The sequence below is a fragment of the Haemophilus parahaemolyticus genome, from assembly GCF_002015035.1.
In the GTDB taxonomy this organism is placed as follows: domain Bacteria; phylum Pseudomonadota; class Gammaproteobacteria; order Enterobacterales; family Pasteurellaceae; genus Haemophilus_A; species Haemophilus_A parahaemolyticus.
Window position 1 is genome coordinate 686,449 of the sequence record NZ_MUXY01000001.1, and the last position, 15,197, is coordinate 701,645.

Below are 15,197 nucleotides of genomic sequence, written 5' to 3' on the forward strand. Positions count from 1 at the left end.
CGATGTTTCGGCATCACAAATTTTATTTAAAACAAATAGAGGATTTAAAATGACTCAATTAACTGAAACTCAACAAAAAGCATGGGAAGGTTTTACTGCTGGTGACTGGCAAACCGAAGTAAACGTGCGTGATTTTATCCAAAAAAACTATACTCCATATGAAGGTGATGAGTCTTTCTTAGCGGGTGCGACTGCTGCAACCACTAAATTATGGGAAGAAGTAATGGAAAAAATCAAAGTTGAGAATAAAACGCACGAACCGTATGATATCGACTGCGATATTCCTTCTACGATTACTTCTCACAAACCTGGTTATATTGACCAAGCATTAGAAAAAATCGTTGGTCTTCAAACAGATGCCCCATTAAAACGTGCCATCATCCCATTCGGTGGTATCAAAATGGTTAAAGGTTCTTGCGATGTTTATCGTCGTACCTTAAATCCTGAAGTACAAAAAATCTTTACTGAATACCGCAAAACTCACAACCAAGGTGTATTTGATGTATACACTCCAGATATTTTACGCTGTCGTAAATCAGGCGTAATCACTGGTCTTCCAGATGCTTACGGTCGTGGTCGTATTATCGGTGACTACCGTCGTTTAGCGATCTATGGTGCGGATTTCTTAATGCAAGACAAACAACGTCAATTTGCATCATTACAACCACGCTTAGAAGCAGGTGAAGATATTCAAGCAACAATCCAATTACGTGAAGAAATTGCAGAACAACACCGTGCTTTAGGTCAAATCAAACAAATGGCTGCATTACGGTTTCGACGTTTCACGTCCTGCAGAAACAGCACAAGAAGCAGTTCAATGGACTTACTTCGCTTACTTAGCTGCGGTTAAATCTCAAAACGGTGCGGCAATGTCATTCGGTCGTGTCTCTTCATTCTTAGATATCTATATCGAACGTGACTTAAAAGCAGGTAAAATCACAGAAGAAGAAGCCCAAGAGTTAATTGACCACTTAGTCATGAAATTACGTATGGTGCGTTTCTTACGTACACCTGAATACGATCAGTTATTCTCAGGTGACCCAATGTGGGCAACTGAAACTTTAGCAGGTATGGGCTTAGATGGTCGTACATTAGTAACTAAAAACAGCTTCCGTATCTTAAATACCCTTTACACAATGGGTCCATCTCCAGAACCAAACTTAACTATCCTTTGGTCTGAACAATTACCTGAAGGCTTCAAACGTTATTGTGCAAAAGTTTCAATTGATACTTCATCAGTTCAATATGAAAACGATGACTTAATGCGTCCAGACTTTAACAATGATGACTACGCAATCGCGTGTTGTGTATCACCAATGGTTGTCGGTAAACAAATGCAGTTCTTCGGTGCTCGTGCGAACTTAGCGAAAACAATGCTATACGCAATCAACGGTGGTATTGATGAAAAATCTGGTGCACAAGTAGGCCCTAAAACTCAACCAATTACATCTGAATACCTAGACTTTGATGATGTAATGAGCCGTATGGATCACTTTATGGATTGGTTAGCAACACAATATGTGACTGCATTAAACATCATCCACTTTATGCACGATAAATACAGCTACGAAGCAGCGTTAATGGCGTTCCACGATCGTGATGTATATCGTACAATGGCGTGTGGTATCGCAGGTCTTTCTGTTGCGGCTGACTCATTATCTGCAATTAAATATGCGAAAGTGAAACCAATTCGTGGCGACATTAAAGATAAAGATGGTAATGTTGTCGCTTCAAATGTGGCATTAGATTTCGAAATTGAAGGCGAATACCCACAATTTGGTAATAACGACAACCGCGTAGACGACATCGCATGCGACTTAGTTGAACGTTTCATGAAAAAAATCCAAACGCACAAAACTTACCGCAACGCAGTACCTACTCAATCTGTTCTTACTATCACATCTAACGTGGTATACGGTAAAAAAACAGGTAATACCCCAGATGGTCGTCGTGCAGGTGCACCATTCGGACCAGGTGCAAACCCAATGCACGGTCGTGACCAAAAAGGTGCGGTAGCGTCTTTAACTTCTGTGGCTAAACTGCCATTTGCGTATGCGAAAGATGGTATCTCATATACCTTCTCAATCGTACCAAATGCATTAGGTAAAGATTACGAATCACAAAAACGTAACCTTGCGGGCTTAATGGATGGTTACTTCCATCACGAGGCAGAAGTAGAAGGCGGTCAACACTTGAACGTAAACGTATTAAACCGTGAAACCTTATTAGATGCGGTTGAACACCCTGAAAAATACCCACAATTAACAATCCGTGTTTCAGGCTACGCAGTACGTTTCAACTCATTAACTAAAGAACAACAACAAGACGTAATTACTCGTACATTCACAGAATGTATGTAATTAACACTTAGTGTTCTAAGGAAAAGCGGTCAGGTTCTGCAAAATGATTGTATAATCTGACCGCTTGTTTCATTTAATGTCTTGAAATAAATGAGCTAGTACAGATTCTTTATTTCAATATATTATCGAATTTCAGCATTGTATTAGGAGAGAATTATGTCAGTAATGGCACGTTATCATTCTTATGAATCTTGTGGAACAGTTGATGGTCCTGGTATCCGTTTCATTTTGTTTTTACAAGGCTGTTTAATGCGTTGTAAATACTGTCATAATCGCGACACTTGGGATTTAGATAGTGGCAAACTGATTAGCGTTGAAGACCTAATGAAAGAAGTAGTAACTTATAAACATTTTATGAAAGCGACAGGCGGTGGTGTTACCGCATCTGGCGGCGAAGCAGTATTACAAATGGAATTTGTACGTGATTGGTTCCGAGCTTGTAAAGCCGAAGGTATTGATACCTGCTTAGACACCAATGGCTTTGTACGGCACTATAGTCCTGTTGTTGATGAAATGTTGGAAGTTACTGACTTGGTAATGTTAGATTTAAAACAACTAAACGATGAAATTCATCAAGATCTCGTCGGTGTGTCAAACAAACGCACTCTTGATTTTGCTCGTTACTTACAAAAACTGAACAAACGTACCTGGATTCGCTATGTGGTTGTACCAGGCTATACCGATGACGATGATTCTGCTCACCGTTTAGGGCAGTTCATTCAAGGTATGGAAAATATCGAGAAAGTAGAACTCTTACCTTACCACCGTTTAGGTGCACATAAGTGGGAAACTTTAGGTTATAAATATGAATTAGAAGGCGTATTACCACCACCGAAAGAGGTGCTAGAGCGTATCAAAGGTATCATTGAAAGCTATGGACATACGGTAAAATATTAGAAAAGCAGACCGTATCGGAAGAGGTGGTCTTTTTGTTCGATATGACAATTGGAAGATAAAATATTTACATAATCTGTCCTTATTTTGCAAAGCCCAATATAAAATCAACCGCTTGTAGAATACTCTACAAGCGGTTGATTTTTCTATGAAATGGAAAAATTAATCTTCGCCCCAAACTTCTTTTGCGATCTCTTCAACGTGACGGACTTTTGCCCATTGCTGAGCCTCAGTCATTACGTTACCTTCTTCGGTTGATGCAAAACCACATTGTGGGCTTAAGCAAAGTTGCTCAAGTGGCACATATTTTGCTGCTTCTTGAATACGTGCTTTGATCGCTTCTTTATCTTCCAGTTCTGGGAATTTTGAGCTGATTAAACCTAACACTACGCGTCCTTTGTTGTTCGCAAAATGTTTTAACGGCTCGAAACCACCTGAACGTTCATCATCATACTCTAAGAAATAACCATCGTAGTTGGTTTGACCAAATAATCCATCTGCGACAGGATCATAGGCACCCGTTAATAAGTAAGAAGATTTGTAGTTACCACGGCAAACGTGAGTGGTAATGATCATATCTGCTGGTTTATCTGCAAGAATCGCCTGCACGTTCGCAACCGCTTGTGCTTTGTCTGCTTCAAAAGTAGGTTGTGCGTGGTTGTTGCAGAGAGAGCCCCAGTACACATCATCGATTTGTAAATAACGGCAACCCGCTTCATAGAAGGCCTTGATTGCTTCTTTATAAGCTTGTTGTACATCTTTGGCAAACTCTTCACGGGTTGTATACACACCGTGATCCCATTGCACAGGGTACATTAATTGATTCGGGCTTGGGATGGTAAATTTTGCAACCGCACGACCATCAACAATCGCATTGAATTTTTTGAAATGCTCAATAAATGGGTGGTTTGGATTCCAAGAAACTTTACCACAGCAACGGGTGTTGTAAGGGCGAACTTTGACACCTTTGAATGCGTAAGCTTTTTCTGGCACATAACCTTCGATACCATTTAAATTTTCTAAGAAATCGATGTGCCACCAAGAACGGTGATATTCACCGTCGGTGACCACTTGAATACTCGCTTCAAGTTGAGCATCTACTAATTTACGCACTTCTTGCTCTACAATTGCGTCACGCTCTTCAAGTGAAATTTTTCCTGCTTTGTAATCAGCATGAGCTTGTTTCCAAGCATCAGAACGTAAATAGGAGCCAACAGTATCAGCGTGTAACGGGAGTTTTTTAGTCATTTTTATTCCTTATCGTAATTTTATTAAGGTATTCAATAATTTAAGTGAATTAGCATTGAGATACAAGAAAAACGAATTTAATATTTATGAAATTTATTAACGGTAAAAATGAAAATTTTTCATTATATTCCATACTGCTTACGGTATGCTTTCATCGTAGGCAAAAATGGGACGTATTCTGTCGATTTCTCAATAAATTGTACCAGATCATCAAAATCTACGATTGAGAAGACTTGGCAACCATAATCGCGTTCTACTTCTTGAATAGCTGAAAGCTCGCCTTTGCCTTTTTCTTTACGGTTTAATGCAATTAAAACCCCTGCTAATTCGGCTTGGTTTGCTTGGATAATTTCCATTGATTCACGAATGGCTGTACCAGCAGTAATCACATCATCCACTAACAAAATTCTACCTTTAAGTGGAGAGCCAATTAAGTTGCCACCTTCACCGTGATCTTTCGTTTCTTTGCGGTTAAAACAGCAAGGTTTATCTACATCAAATTGCTTAGCTAACGCAACAGCAACCGTTGTTGCAATAGGAATCCCTTTATAAGCTGGGCCAAATAACACATCGTAATCTAATTTTGAGGCTTGAATAGCTTGAGCATAAAACTCGCCTAATTTAGCTAAATCTCGACCTGTGTTGAATAAACCTGCATTAAAAAAGTAAGGACTTTTTCTGCCTGATTTTAAGGTAAATTCGCCAAATTTAAGCACCTGGCGACTGAGTGCGAATTCAATAAAGTCATATTTGTATTGTTCCATTATAAATTCCTCGTATATAAGCGGTTGTTTTTACTGAAAATTTCACAAAAAAATCCCCATCTCGGCTAAAACCAAGATGGGGACAGATTATTCTGGCGTAATCCAATCAACAGTCCAAGAGCCCGTACCTTCTGGCACAAGCACTTCGGTTAAATAAGGTAGAATTTTCTTCATCTGGCTTTCTAACTGCCAAGGTGGATTAATCACAATCATCCCACTTGCGGTCATCCCACGTTGGTCTGAATCTGGGCGAACAGCAAGTTCGATTTGTAAAATCTTACGAATACCCGTTTCTTGTAAACCACGCACAATACGTTTTGAATGTTGGCGAAGCACCACAGGATACCAAATCGCATACACGCCTGTCGCAAAGCGTTTGTAGCCTTCTTCAATGGCTTTTACCACTAACTCATAATCTTCTTTAAGCTCGTAAGGCGGATCAATGAGTACAAAGCCACGGCGTTCTTTCGGTGGTAATGCTGATTTTAATTGTTGGAAACCATTTTCACGTTTGGTCTGCACATTCTCTGTTTTAGCAAACTCTTGGCGTAATAATGGAAAATCGTTTGGATGAAGCTCGGTTAAAATCGCACGATCTTGCGGGCGAAGTTGGTTGACTGCTAGCAATGGCGACCCTACATAATATTTTAATTTACCGCCACAATTGATTTTTTTTAACTCATCAATATAAAGTGCAACTTCTTCAGGCAAATCACCCCGTTCCCAAAGGCGAGCTACCCCTTCTAAATATTCACCCGTTTTTTCTGATTCTGCACTAAATAGACTATAACGCCCTGTGCCAGAGTGAGTGTCTAAATATAAAAAGCCTTTCTCTTTTTGTTTGAGCGACTGTAAAATAAGAAGTTGCACAATGTGTTTAAGCACATCTGCGTGGTTTCCTGCGTGGAAACTATGACGATAGCTAAGCATTTCTCTCTCGATTTGATTGATTTTAAATAGCAGAATTCTACCACAAAACGCTATGGATTTAACCTTAAAAAATGGCAGCTTGATTCGCCAAAAACAAGTTCCTTCACCTCACTTTAACCCTCGCCCTAATATCAATGATATTTCGCTCTTGGTCATTCATTACATCAGCTTACCACCCGAACAATTTGGCGAGCATTTCATTGATGATTTTTTTCAAGGGAAACTTGATCCCAATGCCCATCCTTATTTCCAAGAAATCAAGGATTTACGCGTCTCTGCTCATTGCTTAATTAATCGACAAGGCGAAATTACCCAATATGTGAATTTTAACGATATGGCTTGGCACGCAGGGGTATCAAATTTTGAAGGGCGCGAAAAGTGCAATGAATTTTCAATTGGCATTGAACTTGAAGGTTCGAACAATCAGCCTTTTACCCAAGCTCAATATGAAAGCCTTGTTGCATTAACCCAAGCAATTCAGACCGCTTACCCCGCCATTACCGATGAGCGAATTACAGGGCATCAGCATATTTCCCCGGGTCGAAAACAAGATCCTGGTCAATATTTTGCGTGGGATTATTACAGACAATTGCTTAAAAGAACTAAAAATAAATAAGGAATAACATCAATGACAAAAACCGTTTTAGCCTTTGATTTTGGCACTTATAGCATCGGTTGTGCCGTAGGGCAAAGCATTACAGGCACAGCACAAGGCTTACCATCCTTTAAAGCCCAAGATGGCATTCCGAATTGGGATATGATTGGCAAAGTGATCCAAGAGTGGAAACCCGATCTGCTTGTGGTTGGATTACCTCTCAATATGAATGGTACAGAACAACCGCTTACACAGAGAGCAAAAAAATTCGCCAACCGCCTAAATGGGCGTTTTAACTTACCTGTGGAATTGCAAGATGAACGCTTAACCACAGTTGAAGCAAAATCAGAGATTTTCGCTCGCGGTGGTTATAAAGCACTGAAAAAAGATAAAGTGGATTCAATTTCGGCTTGTTTGATTTTAGAGAGTTGGTTTGAAAATCAATAACAGTATTTATATATGTATCAGGGTATTAAAAAATATCAAGGAAGGGAAATAGTTTAGATAATAGAGCGATGAAAAGCATCTTTGGACAATTAAAAACCGAATGTTACTACGGTAAATAATTTGAGATGTTCGACCAACAGGAAAAACAACCCCTGAGTAAATTCATTATTACAACCATGAACGTACTCAGGGAAAACTAAAAGGACTGAGCCCTGTGAATGTCAGAACTCAGTCCTTAAACTAAATAAGTCTAACTTTTTGGGGTCAGATCATTTCACTGTTAGCCTTTAATTTATTTAATAATTAAAATTAAGCGTAGCAAGTTTGGCACGCTGCTTGAAACATCCACACTAATTTTTCTTGTTCTTTGATGTAGTCACTCATTTGAGAATTTGTACCTTCATCACCTGCTTCACCTGCAAGTTCAAGAATTTCGCGTTGTTGTTCAAGTAACACTTTTAAACCTGCTAATGTGCCAGATAAACAGTCTTGAGCACTACTTACTGCAATATCTTCTTGAATACGTGAAACTTTTAAGTATTGGCTATAGGCATTATTTGGTGTGTAGCCTAAAGTTAAAATACGTTCTGCTAACTCATCTACTTTGGTAATTAAATCAGTATAAATCTCTTCAAATTTTGCGTGTAATTCAAAGAAGTTCACACCTTTGATATTCCAGTGATAACCACGCACGTTAGTATAGAACACTTGATAGCTTGCCAATAAATCATTTAATTTTGAAGCCAATTCTGCTGATGCAACTTTATCTAAACCGATTGATGTTTTTGACATAATTTGTTCCCTCTTTATGTATGTAATATTAAAAAATAAATCAAAGAGCCTGTGCTCTTTGTGTTGATAAGCATATGTCTTTCACTTGATAGATACAAATTACTTCACTCAATAAAGTATATAGGAATTACCTATTCGTTAATAAATTGTTAAAGTCTATGCCTATCAATGTTAGTTGATAAATGTGAGCAAGTTCACAAATTTCAAGATTGATTGTTCGTAAAGAAGTGAACCCCTCGTAATAAAAATAAATTTATGCTTTAATAACAAGCGGTTAGATTTTTAATCTTTTTTGCATTGGGAGAGAGTTATGCAAGATGCCATTTCGCAAACTTTATCGGAAAATAGACCGCTTAATCAAGCACTGCTTCATATTTTTAGTCGTCAAAATTGGGCGGGGTTCCTTTCTCATCAACAAGTTCAGCAAGTATGCCAACAATTGAAACTAGAACCCTTAGCCCTAGCGATGCAACTTTTACCTGTTGCTGCTTGTTATAGCCATACTGACATTTCACATTTTAAAGTGGGCGCAATTGCGATTGGTGAGCACGGCGATTTTTATTTTGGTGCGAACCAAGAATTTGCCCATACCGCCATTCAGCAAACCATTCATGCGGAGCAAAGTGCAATTAGCCACGCCTGGCTAAGAGGCGAAAAACGAATTAGTGATATGGTAGTAAACTATACGCCATGTGGACACTGCCGCCAATTTATGAATGAATTGCATCAAGCTGAAAACATTGCGATCCATTTGCCACATAGCCAACATAATCCACTGCATAGTTATTTACCTGATGCTTTTGGTCCGAAAAATTTAGACATTCATACATTATTACTTAATCAAGAAGATCACCAACTTAATGAAAATCATCCTGATCAGCTAGTTCAGGAGGCTATCCATGCAGCCAATCAGGCTCATTGCCCTTATTCAAATAGCCCGCACGGCATTGCAATTTTATTTAGAAATGGGGAGATAATAACAGGGCGTTATGCAGAAAATGCAGCATTTAATCCGAGCCTTCCTGCCCTACAAACTGCTCTGAATTATGCTTATCTTAATAATTTAGATTTAGCTGAAATTGAACGAATTGTATTGGCAGAGAAACCAACGAAACTTAGTTATAGAGAGATGACGGAACAATTATTGAACACGATTGTAGAAGTAAAAATGGAATATTTTATGATTAAATAATGAGCATTACACAGCAGTTACGACCATTGTTAAAAATAACTTTGTGTAACTGCTACATAATACCCTATTTCTTATTCATTTACTCAATCCCCACAATCTTGTGCGTTTGCAAACTCAGCTGCCATTTGGGTTTATTTATGCGCTGATTAAGCTGCCCTAACTGGGTAATTGTTTCGAGCAAATTCATTTTGCCATCAATTTCGCACGGCGAGAGATAATAATGCTCTGCTTGAATTTGTTGCTCAATCTGCTCGCAAAATGCTAACACATTTTCATCCGCCACAATGCGAACTTCATGAGCAAAAGGAATACAACGGCGTTGATATTTCTCTTGATACAACCGTTTCGGGCTAGTTGCAATATAATCAATCTGTTTCGGTACTTCTTTCAAGCCATTAGTTTCAATCGCTAAAAAATAGCCCTCTAGTTTGAATGCATCCAATAACACGCCTAGATTAGATTGAATAGTTGGCTCTCCACCTGTGATGATAATATTCCTTGCTGAATAGGATTTCACTTTGGCTAAAATCTGCTCCAACGTCCAACTTTCAAACGTCATATAATCGGTATCGCACCACGGGCAAGTAAGGTTACATTTGCCAAAACGGACAAAAATGCTCGGTATTCCCGTGTTAAAACCTTCTCCTTGCAAGCTCTCAAAAATCTCAACAATCGGGTAAGTGATGGTGCTAAAAATGGTATTTTGCATTTTACTCATCAATTTACACCGCTTGTAAGTGTGGGGCTTGCGAATATTCACAGTAAGACGTTGGCGTTTCCCACAGGCGAATAAGAGTAACTGTCAACCCCTCTTTTCTGAGCTTATCAAACATATATTTTGCCATCTCTTCCGCCGTGGATCGGCTTGGAATGCCATAGACTTTTGAATCTAAATCGATTAACAAATTCGCCACTTTGCTCTCTTTTGGGCTGTTAAGATCGTAAATAAACGCATGATCCATCGGGTCTAAAATATGTGTTTTTACGGTAGCTTTCAGATCAGCATAATCCATCACCATCCCACGTTTTGCCCCTTCTGCGACTAACTCGCCTGCTACTTCAACTTGCAATTTGTATGTGTGCCCATGCAGATTTTTACATTTGCCATCATGCCCATCGAGCATATGAGCCATATCAAAACTAAATTCTTTCGCGATTTTAAACATCTTTTTTCTCTCTTTCTGCAAGGTATTCATTCAAGCCTTTTTCACGCAACACACAGCTTGGGCAAGTGTGGCAGCCGCCTTCCACGCCTAAATAGCAGGTGTGTGTGTGTTCAAGAATATAGTCAAACACGCCCAGCTCATCTGCTAATTTCCACGTCTCTTTTTTGGTGAGATACATCAACGGTGTACGGATGTTGAAGTTATAATCCATCGCCAAGTTCATCGTTACATTCATTGATTTTACGAATACATCACGACAATCAGGATAACCGCTGAAATCGGTTTCACACACGCCTGTGTAAATGGTCGAAATGCCCTGCCCTTTGGCATAAATCCCCGCATAAAGTAAGAATAAGGCGTTGCGTCCATCCACGAAGGTATTTGGTTTATCGCCCTCTTGCTGAATTTCTGCAGCTTCTTGCATCAAGGCATTGGTGGTAATCGCTTTGATCACCGATGTGTCAATTAAGGTCTGTTTTACGCCAACATCTTTGGCAATCCATTCGGCTTTTTCAAGCTCAATCGCGTGGCGTTGCCCATATTGGAAGGTCACCACTTCAACATTTTCCTTGCCAAATTCTTTAATCGCTTGGAAAAGACAAGTAGTGGAATCTTGCCCGCCTGAGAAAATCACGAGGGCTTTTTTAGGTTGTTGAGATAGGTTCATTGTGTATCCTTAGTTTTTTTATGTGGGAGGTTCTCGAACCACAAGAAAAAGTAAGCGGTAAAATTTTGACAATTTGTTACAAAATCTTACCGCTTGTAAGAGGCTATTATAACGGAAAAATCAGCTACCAACAAATATAACAATAATGCCACGGTGAGCCCCAATATGGGCGTTCAAAGCGGTAATATTGTTGCATCTCTTCTACTTCTGCTTGTGCTTTATAGCTATCCCACGCCATTTTATGGCAGGCTTGGAAAATCGGATTTTGGATTTTTTCCGCATAGGCTTTATCCAATTTTTCCTTTTCTTCAGCCGTTTGGCTAACTGGCGGATTAAGTTTTTGCTCCATCAGTGAAGCGGTTTCTGCATCACACTGTTTGGCTAATTCAATTGAAAGCAGCTGTTGAGCTTTAATTTTCTCTGCTTCTCTTTGTGCTTTTTGTGCTGGTGTTAAGGCACAGCCTGTCAATGCAAGGCTAACTAAAATGGTGATGAGATGTGAGTATTTCATAGCACTTCCTTAAAGGTAAATTAAATCTAGTTTAAATCTCTTTTAAATATCTTCATCGTCCAATTCATCTGCCATAGCACTTAACGCATCGCGGGTAAGTTGGGCAAGCGCTTTGTAAAAACCATTATCTTTTGTTTCCACTAAACCTAAAAATTTATTCATACAAGGCAGAAGATATTTTTCAAACAACATTTGCTGAGCTTGGGTAGAATCCAGATGATCTTCAATCCAAGAGGCTGTAAGTAATAACAATGCAACGTGATCGGCTTGCTTCAATGCAGGCATTCCACGTTCATTTCTAAAGACAATAAAATCTTCAACAGAAACTTTATAAGCAGAAATAGCGGTCGGAATTTCTCCATTTTCTGCAAAAAGTGCTTGATAGCTTGGGGCTAATTCGGTAGGGTTAGCCTGTTTTTCTAACAAGGTTAGCGAAAGTTCGCTTTGGCTGTCGGTATCTAATGCCCATTGCTGGCAAAGTCCACCTTGAGCAAGCCACGCAAATGTACTTGCTAAAATAGGATCATTTGGTTGGCGATAAAAAAGATTACCGAATAGACGACATAAAAGTGAAAAATCATTAATGTGAGTATTGCTCATAAAATAAACCAAAAATATTGAGTGAATGTCTCTATATTACACTCTACACAACTTTTATAGAACAAAAATAGACAAGAAGAGGAAATGCGATGAAATATATTGGGGCTCATGTGAGTGCATCAGGTGGTGTTGAGCAAGCTGTGTTGCGTGCGGTAGACATTGGTGCAAATGCTTTTGCACTGTTTACCAAAAATCAGCGTCAATGGAAAGCACCACCATTAAAAGCAGAAACCATTGAGAAATTTAAACGCTTTTGCCAAGTACATCATTTTACTGTGGATCAAATTCTACCACACGACAGCTATTTGATTAACTTAGGTAGCCCTGAGATGGAAGGCTTAGAAAAATCGCGAGTGGCTTTTATTGATGAAATGGAACGAGCCAATCAGCTTGGTTTGAAATTGCTTAATTTCCATCCTGGTTCTCACTTAAATAAAATTTCTGAGCAAGACTGTTTAGCAAGAATTGCAGAATCAATTAACATTGCCGTGAGTAAAGTGCCAAATGTAGTTGCGGTCATTGAAAATACGGCAGGGCAAGGCTCAAATTTAGGCTATCGCTTCGAACATCTGGCAGAGATTATTGAACAAGTAGAGGATAAAAATCGTGTGGGCGTCTGTTTAGATACTTGCCATACTTTTTCAGCGGGTTACGATATTAGCTCACTTGAACAATGCGAAAAAACTTTTGCCGAATTTGAACAAGTGGTTGGCTTTAAATATTTACGCGGAATGCACCTCAATGGTTCAAAAACACCATTAGGCAGCCGAAAAGACCGTCACGATACGTTACGTGAAGGCACAATTGGCACAGCATTTTGCGAATTTATTATGAAAGATGACCGCTTTGATGGCATTCCGATGATTTTAGAGACAATCAATCCTGATATTTGGGCAGAAGAGATAAAATTTTTACGGACATTATCGAATAAATAAGTTATACTCCTCTGACCTGTTTTCGCAATAATTTTTTATTGCATATTGATTAATCTTTTTAATAGGAATAAACACGCTTTAGTTGTTCTGGCGAGACAACATTATGAATAAGAAATCTCCTTTTTTAACCAAACTAAAACTCTCATTGTTTGTTCTATTCGCAGGCTTTACGCTTCAAGCAAATGCGAGTTTAAGTAGCACCTCAACCCACCAAGTTAAAGCACGTATTGTGGCTAAAGCGGCAACAGCAGAGCAAATTCAGCAAAATGCGAAGCAAAAATCTGCAAAAGTAAAAGCGAATCAAAGTAAAACCACAAACTCAGAGAAAAGTGGCTCACAAAAAGTGAATCAAGTTTATCGCCAATGGGTGGGAACACGTTACCGTTTAGGTGGTACAGGTACAGCGGGAATTGATTGTTCAGCTTTTGTACAAAAAACAATGAGTGGTGCTTTTAACGTTCATCTTCCTCGTTCAACAGCGGAGCAACGTCATTCAGGTCGTTCCATTTCTAAATCAGATTTACAACCAGGCGATTTAGTCTTTTTCCGAAAGAATAATCACGTAGGTGTGTATATCGGTGGCGGAAAATTTGTTCACGCCAGTACAAGCCAAGGGGTTACAACTAGCTCTCTTTCAGAAAGTTACTGGGCAAGAACTTATACACAATCACGCCGAGTGCTTTAATACGATTTTGTTTAGGCCGTTATCAATGATAGCGGCTTTGTTTTATCTGATTCCTAGGATTTTATGCTAGAATAATCCCCAATTTTTGTAAACCGTTCAGCAAAATTAACCGCTTGGAGAAACTTTATCAATGCTTCGTTTTTGGTACACTTTATTGAGCTATTGCATTCAGCCACTAATTTTGCTTTTTATGTGGAAGAAAAGCTTAAAACAGCCCAATTATCGCAAACGATTGAGTGAACGTTATGGGATTTATCCCCATTTCACGAAGCCTACACCAAACGGAATTATTGTGCACGCTGCCTCTGTGGGGGAAGTTATTGCTGCAACACCATTAATTAAAGCGATTCAAGTGCGCTATCCTAAATTGCCAATTACGATTACAACCGTTACACCAACAGGTTCAGCACGAGTAAAAGACGCATTTGGCGAAAGTGTGTCACACTTTTATTTGCCTTACGATCTACCTGATGCAATCAATCGCTTTATTGATTTTGTGCAACCTAAATTGATGATTGTGATTGAAACCGAACTCTGGCCGAATCTGATTGCACGTTTTCATCAACGAAATATTCCCTTTATTGTTGCGAATGCTCGCCTTTCTCCCCGCTCAGCTAAACGTTACGGTTGGATTAAATGTGCATTAAAAGGTACGTGGCAACGCATCAATATGATTTTAGCTCAAGATAAAGTCAGCGAACAACGCTACTTGGATTTAGGTTATCCGCACGAAAAATTAGTCAACACAGGAAATTTAAAATTTGACCTTGAGATTACTAAACATCTCAGAGAAAAAGTATTTGAGACAGTAGAGGCGTTAAATGTTAGTAAGCGTTTAGTGTGGATTGCAGGAAGTACGCACGAGGGCGAAGAAAAAATCATATTAAACGCCCATCAAGAACTGCTTAAAAAACACCCAGATTTGCTGTTGATTTTAGTACCGCGCCATCCTGAACGTTTTAATCAGGTAGAAGAGCTTATTCAAAAATCGGGGCTATCTTATAAAAAACGTTCCCAATTTGAACCGCTTGAACAGACAATCCAAGTGTTACTTGGAGACACAATGGGTGAGATGATGGTGCTTTATGGTTTGGCGGAAATTGCTTTTGTTGGCGGAAGTTTAGTCAAACACGGGGGACACAATCCACTGGAGCCAATTGCGTTTGAACTTCCTGTTATTTCTGGTGTTCATACTTATAATTTACCAGAAATTTTTGCCAAACTACGTTCTGTGCACGGTGTCATTGAAATAGAAAGTTCAGCAGTAGCACTGGCACAAACGGTTGCATTTTTACTTGAAAATAGGAATGCTCGAGAAAAAATTGCTCGTTATGGCTTTGAGGTATTAAAAGAAAATCAAGGTGCGTTAGCTCGCCACTTGCATTTATTAGCCCCTTATTTAGAAAAATAA

16 protein-coding genes, 2 pseudogenes and 1 riboswitch are annotated in these 15,197 nt (G+C 39.1%); of the genes and pseudogenes, 9 read left to right on the top strand and 9 right to left on the bottom strand.

Annotation, left to right across the window (positions count from 1 at the left end):
• The first annotated feature begins 49 nt into the window (after positions 1-49).
• Both pflB and pflA read left to right on the top strand, forming a co-directional pair.
• A pseudogene (gene pflB, locus B0185_RS03340) lies at positions 50-2,360 on the top strand (formate C-acetyltransferase).
• Between the two features lie 156 nt (positions 2,361-2,516).
• Entirely contained in the window at positions 2,517-3,257 is a 741-nt protein-coding gene (pflA, locus tag B0185_RS03345; protein ID WP_005705307.1) for a pyruvate formate lyase 1-activating protein, read from the top strand.
• 159 nt (positions 3,258-3,416) lie between these two features.
• Here pflA and B0185_RS03350 read toward each other — a convergent pair whose 3' ends face one another.
• The 3 genes from B0185_RS03350 to B0185_RS03360 form a co-directional block, all read right to left on the bottom strand.
• The gene (locus B0185_RS03350) at positions 3,417-4,502 is read right to left on the bottom strand and encodes a 5-methyltetrahydropteroyltriglutamate--homocysteine S-methyltransferase (RefSeq protein WP_005705254.1); all 1,086 of its coding nucleotides are present in this window, start codon (positions 4,500-4,502) and stop codon (positions 3,417-3,419) included.
• A gap of 122 nt (positions 4,503-4,624) precedes the next feature.
• Positions 4,625-5,266, bottom strand: coding sequence for an orotate phosphoribosyltransferase (gene pyrE, locus B0185_RS03355; RefSeq protein WP_005705265.1), 642 nt, complete (start codon positions 5,264-5,266; stop codon positions 4,625-4,627).
• 87 nt (positions 5,267-5,353) lie between these two features.
• Positions 5,354-6,196 (bottom strand): 23S rRNA (adenine(2030)-N(6))-methyltransferase RlmJ, encoded by an 843-nt coding sequence (locus B0185_RS03360; protein WP_005705320.1) that lies wholly within the window; start codon positions 6,194-6,196, stop codon positions 5,354-5,356.
• Between the two features lie 52 nt (positions 6,197-6,248).
• Here B0185_RS03360 and ampD point away from each other — a divergent pair, with 52 nt between their 5' ends.
• From ampD to B0185_RS03375, 3 genes and pseudogenes are all read left to right on the top strand, one after another.
• A complete protein-coding gene (ampD, locus tag B0185_RS03365; RefSeq protein ID WP_005705289.1) occupies positions 6,249-6,812 on the top strand; it encodes a 1,6-anhydro-N-acetylmuramyl-L-alanine amidase AmpD in 564 nt (187 codons plus the stop codon).
• 12 nt (positions 6,813-6,824) lie between these two features.
• On the top strand, positions 6,825-7,238 hold the full coding sequence (ruvX, locus tag B0185_RS03370) for a Holliday junction resolvase RuvX (RefSeq protein WP_005705261.1): 414 nt from the start codon (positions 6,825-6,827) through the stop codon (positions 7,236-7,238).
• A gap of 32 nt (positions 7,239-7,270) precedes the next feature.
• Positions 7,271-7,482: pseudogene (locus B0185_RS03375) on the top strand (IS3 family transposase); the annotation flags it as partial.
• A 65-nt stretch (positions 7,483-7,547) separates the two neighbouring features.
• Here B0185_RS03375 and B0185_RS03380 read toward each other — a convergent pair.
• Positions 7,548-8,030 (bottom strand): Dps family protein, encoded by a 483-nt coding sequence (locus B0185_RS03380; RefSeq protein ID WP_005705257.1) that lies wholly within the window; start codon positions 8,028-8,030, stop codon positions 7,548-7,550.
• Between the two features lie 310 nt (positions 8,031-8,340).
• Here B0185_RS03380 and cdd point away from each other — a divergent pair, with 310 nt between their 5' ends.
• Positions 8,341-9,222, top strand: a complete 882-nt coding sequence (cdd, locus tag B0185_RS03385; protein ID WP_005705250.1) for a cytidine deaminase — start codon at positions 8,341-8,343, stop codon at positions 9,220-9,222.
• A 79-nt stretch (positions 9,223-9,301) separates the two neighbouring features.
• Here the strand turns inward: cdd and B0185_RS03390 are convergent, their stop codons facing one another.
• The 5 genes from B0185_RS03390 to B0185_RS03410 all read right to left on the bottom strand — a co-directional run bounded on the left by B0185_RS03390 (position 9,302) and on the right by B0185_RS03410 (position 12,166).
• Positions 9,302-9,931, bottom strand: coding sequence for a 7-carboxy-7-deazaguanine synthase QueE (locus B0185_RS03390; protein WP_005705268.1), 630 nt, complete (start codon positions 9,929-9,931; stop codon positions 9,302-9,304).
• Positions 9,932-9,944: 13 nt separating this feature from the next.
• Positions 9,945-10,388: a 6-carboxytetrahydropterin synthase QueD gene (gene queD, locus B0185_RS03395; protein ID WP_005705332.1), complete on the bottom strand. Its 444-nt coding sequence runs from the start codon at positions 10,386-10,388 to the stop codon at positions 9,945-9,947.
• On the bottom strand, positions 10,381-11,055 hold the full coding sequence (queC, locus tag B0185_RS03400; RefSeq protein ID WP_005705295.1) for a 7-cyano-7-deazaguanine synthase QueC: 675 nt from the start codon (positions 11,053-11,055) through the stop codon (positions 10,381-10,383). Before queC ends, queD begins: the two co-directional genes overlap by 8 nt.
• 3 nt (positions 11,056-11,058) lie before the next feature.
• A riboswitch (PreQ1 riboswitch) is annotated at positions 11,059-11,103 on the bottom strand.
• Between the two features lie 76 nt (positions 11,104-11,179).
• Positions 11,180-11,566, bottom strand: a complete 387-nt coding sequence (locus tag B0185_RS03405) for a hypothetical protein (RefSeq protein WP_005705305.1) — start codon at positions 11,564-11,566, stop codon at positions 11,180-11,182.
• Positions 11,567-11,608: 42 nt separating this feature from the next.
• Complete coding sequence (locus tag B0185_RS03410; protein WP_005705310.1) at positions 11,609-12,166, bottom strand: TorD/DmsD family molecular chaperone; 558 nt, start codon at positions 12,164-12,166, stop codon at positions 11,609-11,611.
• A gap of 89 nt (positions 12,167-12,255) precedes the next feature.
• Between B0185_RS03410 and nfo the strand changes: the two genes are divergently transcribed.
• From nfo to waaA, 3 genes are all read left to right on the top strand, one after another.
• The gene (gene nfo, locus B0185_RS03415) at positions 12,256-13,101 is read left to right on the top strand and encodes a deoxyribonuclease IV (RefSeq protein ID WP_005705271.1); all 846 of its coding nucleotides are present in this window, start codon (positions 12,256-12,258) and stop codon (positions 13,099-13,101) included.
• A gap of 103 nt (positions 13,102-13,204) precedes the next feature.
• Positions 13,205-13,786, top strand: coding sequence for a C40 family peptidase (locus B0185_RS03420; RefSeq protein WP_005705303.1), 582 nt, complete (start codon positions 13,205-13,207; stop codon positions 13,784-13,786).
• 130 nt (positions 13,787-13,916) lie between these two features.
• Positions 13,917-15,197: a lipid IV(A) 3-deoxy-D-manno-octulosonic acid transferase gene (gene waaA, locus B0185_RS03425; protein WP_005705284.1), complete on the top strand. Its 1,281-nt coding sequence runs from the start codon at positions 13,917-13,919 to the stop codon at positions 15,195-15,197.

Bases quoted from the DNA above. Each gene is read 5' to 3' on its own strand.
- B0185_RS03380 (WP_005705257.1), bottom strand. From the start codon at position 8,030: ATGTCAAAAACATCAATCGGTTTAGATAAAGTTGCATCAGCAGAATTG.
- B0185_RS03390 (WP_005705268.1), bottom strand. From the start codon at position 9,931: ATGCAAAATACCATTTTTAGCACCATCACTTACCCGATTGTTGAGATT.
- nfo (WP_005705271.1), top strand. From the start codon at position 12,256: ATGAAATATATTGGGGCTCATGTGAGTGCATCAGGTGGTGTTGAGCAA.
- cdd (WP_005705250.1), top strand. From the start codon at position 8,341: ATGCAAGATGCCATTTCGCAAACTTTATCGGAAAATAGACCGCTTAAT.
- queC (WP_005705295.1), bottom strand. From the start codon at position 11,055: ATGAACCTATCTCAACAACCTAAAAAAGCCCTCGTGATTTTCTCAGGC.
- ruvX (WP_005705261.1), top strand. From the start codon at position 6,825: ATGACAAAAACCGTTTTAGCCTTTGATTTTGGCACTTATAGCATCGGT.
- B0185_RS03360 (WP_005705320.1), bottom strand. From the start codon at position 6,196: ATGCTTAGCTATCGTCATAGTTTCCACGCAGGAAACCACGCAGATGTG.
- pflA (WP_005705307.1), top strand. From the start codon at position 2,517: ATGTCAGTAATGGCACGTTATCATTCTTATGAATCTTGTGGAACAGTT.
- waaA (WP_005705284.1), top strand. From the start codon at position 13,917: ATGCTTCGTTTTTGGTACACTTTATTGAGCTATTGCATTCAGCCACTA.
- queD (WP_005705332.1), bottom strand. From the start codon at position 10,388: ATGTTTAAAATCGCGAAAGAATTTAGTTTTGATATGGCTCATATGCTC.
- ampD (WP_005705289.1), top strand. From the start codon at position 6,249: ATGGATTTAACCTTAAAAAATGGCAGCTTGATTCGCCAAAAACAAGTT.
- B0185_RS03350 (WP_005705254.1), bottom strand. From the start codon at position 4,502: ATGACTAAAAAACTCCCGTTACACGCTGATACTGTTGGCTCCTATTTA.
- B0185_RS03410 (WP_005705310.1), bottom strand. From the start codon at position 12,166: ATGAGCAATACTCACATTAATGATTTTTCACTTTTATGTCGTCTATTC.
- pyrE (WP_005705265.1), bottom strand. From the start codon at position 5,266: ATGGAACAATACAAATATGACTTTATTGAATTCGCACTCAGTCGCCAG.
- B0185_RS03405 (WP_005705305.1), bottom strand. From the start codon at position 11,566: ATGAAATACTCACATCTCATCACCATTTTAGTTAGCCTTGCATTGACA.
- B0185_RS03420 (WP_005705303.1), top strand. From the start codon at position 13,205: ATGAATAAGAAATCTCCTTTTTTAACCAAACTAAAACTCTCATTGTTT.